Origin of the sequence: Kineococcus glutinatus, from assembly GCF_039542765.1 — a bacterium.
Lineage (GTDB): Bacteria > Actinomycetota > Actinomycetes > Actinomycetales > Kineococcaceae > Kineococcus_A > Kineococcus_A glutinatus.
Genome location: NZ_BAABIL010000589.1, coordinates 1 through 3,771, shown reverse-complemented (window position 1 = coordinate 3,771; position 3,771 = coordinate 1). Strand labels below are relative to the sequence as shown.

3 protein-coding genes are annotated in these 3,771 nt (G+C 77.6%); 2 read left to right on the top strand and 1 reads right to left on the bottom strand.

The features are described from left to right. The coding region (locus ABEB16_RS18710) for an ATP-binding cassette domain-containing protein (RefSeq protein WP_345713723.1) at positions 1-1,737 on the top strand (1,737 nt) is incomplete at its 5' end. On the opposite strand, the gene ABEB16_RS18705 is transcribed toward ABEB16_RS18710, so the two are convergent. Then, positions 1,699-3,279 (bottom strand): flavin-containing monooxygenase, encoded by a 1,581-nt coding sequence (locus tag ABEB16_RS18705; protein WP_345713722.1) that lies wholly within the window; start codon positions 3,277-3,279, stop codon positions 1,699-1,701. The genes ABEB16_RS18710 and ABEB16_RS18705 overlap by 39 nt on opposite strands. A gap of 90 nt (positions 3,280-3,369) precedes the next feature. Between ABEB16_RS18705 and ABEB16_RS18700 the strand changes: the two genes are divergently transcribed. Continuing rightward, a partial coding sequence (locus ABEB16_RS18700) for a TetR/AcrR family transcriptional regulator (protein ID WP_345713721.1) occupies positions 3,370-3,771 on the top strand: 402 nt, incomplete at its 3' end.

Sequence of the window (3,771 nt, the reverse complement as noted above, 5' to 3'; positions counted from 1 at the left end):
GGGGCGGTGGTGACGACCACCACCCGCCGCCGGCACCGGCCCGGAGTCGCGGCGGTGCGCCCGTCGCTGGCCCGCGCGGTGCTGGCCCTGCTGCGCGCGCACCCCACCTGGGGCCTGCTGGGCGCGGTGGGGTTCCTGACCACCTCGCTGGTGGGCACCTACGGCGTGGTCACCGGCTGGCTGTGGGGGCAGGTGGTGGCCGCCCTGAGCGCGGGCCGGACACCGTGGCCGCAGGTGCTGGTGCTGGCGGGCGGTCTGCTGCTGGTGCCACCGGCGCTGGCGTTCGCGTTCCGCGTCTACCCGCTGTGGTGGGTCTCGTGCACGCTGCGGCTGCGGTTGTCGGTGCTGCGCGGGCAGACGATGCAGCGCCGGCTGCGCCGCACGTCGCCGGGCGAGGTGGTGGCGCGCGCGCTGGACTCCGACCGGCTGGTCCTCTACGCCGACCGGTGGGTGGACGTGCTGCTGGGGTCGCTGCTGGTGCTGGCCACCGCGGCCTTCGGCGGACGGGTGCTGGCCGCGGCGGTGCTGGGCGCCGTGCTGCTGGTCTCGGCGCTGGTGTCGGCGGCGGGCGCCCCGCTGGCCGGTGGCGCCGCCCGCGCCGCCGGTGACGAGCGGGCCCGGCTGGGGCAGGCGCTGGCCTCGGCGGTGGAGGCGGCCCGCACGGTGAAGCTGGCCACCGCCACCTCCGCGGTGCAGGAGCACCTGCGCGCGGTGGACGGCCGCCGGATCGCGGCGTCGATCCGCGAGCACCGGGTGCGGGCGGTGCTCAACGGCGTGCCGGGGGTGCTGTGCGAGGCGGGTGTGGTGCTGGCCTGGGCGGGTGTGCTGCTGGGGGCGTGGGAGCTGGCGACGGCGCTGCTGCTGAGCACGACCCTGGCGGGGTTCGCGTGGTTCGGCACGTGCGCGGGCGCGGCGGTCCTGGAGGCGCCGGTGGCGCGGCGCTGGGTGCAGGCGGCCACCGAGCTGTCGGGGGGGCGCGACGTGACGGCGCTGCCGCCGGCGGTGGACCTGGTGGCGGGGCGCACCCCACCGCCGGCGCCGGCGGGGCGGGTGCCGTTGCGGGAGCTGGCGCTGGAGGGGCTCAGCGCGGTCCACGACGACGGCACGGTCGGGGTGGAGGGCGTGGACCTGGTCGTGGAGCGCGGTTCGCTGGTGCTGCTGGCCGGGCGGGTGGGCTCGGGCAAGTCGAGCCTGCTGTCGAGCCTGGTGGGCCTGGTGGACCACGAGGGGGTGGTGCGCTGGAACGGGCGCGAGGTCGCCGACCCGCAGGTGTTCCTGCGCCCGGGGCAGGTGGCGTACGTGGGGCAGGTGCCGCGGGTGCTGTCGGGCAGCTTCGTCGACAACGTGGTCCTGGACCACGACCGGGCGGCGGCGCCGGCGCTGTCGGCGGCGCAGCTGGGCGTGGACGTCGCGGCGGCCGGTGGGCCAGGGGCGGTGGTCGGGCACCGGGGGGTGCGGTTGTCGGGCGGGCAGGTGCAGCGCCTGGCGCTGGCGCGGGCGCTGGCCACGGAGGCGGAGCTGATCGTGGCCGACGACGTCTCCTCCGCCCTGGACGCGCGCACGGAGCTGGAGCTGTGGGAGGCGCTGCGCCGGCGGGGCACGACGGTGGTGGGGTCGACGTCGAAGCGCTCGGCGCTGGAGCGCGCGGACGTGGTGGTCGTGCTGGAGGGCGGCCGGGTGGCGGCGACGGGGCGCTGGTCAGAGCTGGCGGAGGACTGGGGGCACCTGGCGGGCTGACGCCGCGGGGGGCCGCGCCGGCGCCGGGGCACCGCGGGCGGGTGGGCGGCGGGAGAACACCAGGCCGTCGCCGAGGCGGCCGTGGCGCAGCAGGAGCAGGTCGCGGGGGTAGTTCTGGTGCAGCCGCCAGGGCGCGCGCCGCCCCTGCCGCGGCAGCCGGTCCAGGGCGCGCAGCACGTACCCGGCGCGCAGGTCGATCAGCGGTTCGGTGGCCGGTTCCGGCGGCGCCAGCGGGGTGACCACGTCGTGGCCCCGGCGGTCCATGTGGCGCAGCAGGCGGCAGACGTGCTCGGCGACGAGGTCGGCCTTGAGCGTCCAGGAGGCGTTGGTGTAGCCGATGGTGAGGGCCAGGTTCGGCACCCCGGACAGCATCGCCCCCTTGTGCACCACGGTGCCGGCCGGGTCGACGGGGACGCCGTCGACCTCCAGCGCCACCCCACCGAGCAGCAGCAGCTCCAGGCCGGTGGCGGTGACGACGACGTCGGCGGGCAGCTCCGCGCCGGTGTCCAGGCGCACCCCGGCGGCGGTGAGGCGGTCGATGCCGGCGGTGACGACCTCGGCCCGCCCCGAGCGCAGGGCCCGGAACAGGTCCCCGTCGGCCGCGAAGCACATCCGCTGGTCCCACGGCTGGTAGCGCGGCGCGAAGTGGGTGTCGACGTCGAAGCCCACCGGCAGCTGCTGGACCGCCTTGCGCCGCACGAACCGCTTGACCAGCTCCGGGCGGCGGCGGCTGAGCCGGTACAGCGCCGCGCTGGTGGCGACGTTGCGCCAGCGGACGGCGGCGATCGCGGCGCGGATGGGCAGCAGCCGCTGCAGCCGCTCGGCCGTCCGGTCGCGGGAGCCCAGCGACAGCACGTAGCCCGGCGAGCGCTGCAGCATGGTGACGTGCGCGCCGAGGTCGGCGAGGGCGGGCACCAGCGTCACGGCCGTGGCGCCGCTGCCCACGACGACGACGCGGCGGCCGCGGACGTCGAGGTCGGCGGGCCAGTGCTGGGGGTGCACCACGGGCCCGGCGAAGTCGTCCCGCCCGGCGAAGCGGGGGGCGTGACCGGCGTCGTAGCGGTAGTAACCGGTGCAGCAGAACAGGAACCGGCACGTGAAGACCACCGCCTCGCGCTGCGGGCCGCGTTCGACGTGGACCCTCCAGCGGGCCTCGGCGCTGCTCCACGCGGCGCGCACGACGCGGTGGCCGAACCGCACGAGCTGCGCGACACCGCTCTCGCGCGCGGTGTCCTGCACGTAGCGGCGGATCGAGGTGCCGTCGGCGAGGGTCCGCCCGCCCGTCCAGGGCCGGAAGGGGTAGCCGAGGGTGAACATGTCGGAGTCGGAGCGGATGCCGGGGTAGCGGAACAGGTCCCAGGTGCCGCCGATGGCGTCGCGGGCCTCCAGGACGGCGAGGCGCCGGCCCGGCAGGCGCTGGCGCAGCCGGCAGGCGGCCCCGATGCCGGACAACCCGGCGCCCACGACGAGGACGTCGAGGTCCTCGCCGTCGACCTCGCGGGGCCCACCCGTGCGGGGTCCACCCGTACCGAGTCCAGCCATGCCGCGCCCCTCCCGCCGGGCGCCACGCTATGGACGCCGCGTCGAGGAGGTCAACACGACGTCGGGCACCGGCGGTTAGGGTGGTCGGCCATGACGGCCGCCGCGCCCCCCGGCTCCCCCTCCCCGCGCGGGCGCCGGCGGCCCACCACGAGCGGCGACGAGCGCGAGGGCGCCATCCTCGCCACCGCCGAGCGGCTGCTGGCCTCGCGGCCGCTGTCGGCCGTCTCCGTCGACGACCTCGCCCGCGGCGCGGGCATCTCCCGGCCGACGTTCTACTTCTACTTCCGCTCCAAGGAGGCGGTGCTGCTGGCGCTGCTGGACCGGGTGGTGGCCGAGGCGGAGGCACAGCAGCGCGACCTGCTCACCGGTACCCCCGCGGACGCGCGGGCGGCGTGGCGCGAGGCGCTGGGTGCCTACCAGCGCAGCTTCCGCGCCCACCGCGCGGTGACGCTGGCCTGCCTGGAGGCGCGCGCGGCCAACCCGGAGGTGCGG

Coding starts and splice junctions, on each gene's coding strand:
- ABEB16_RS18705 (WP_345713722.1), bottom strand. CDS start 3,279: ATGGCTGGACTCGGTACGGGTGGACCCCGCACGGGTGGGCCCCGCGAG.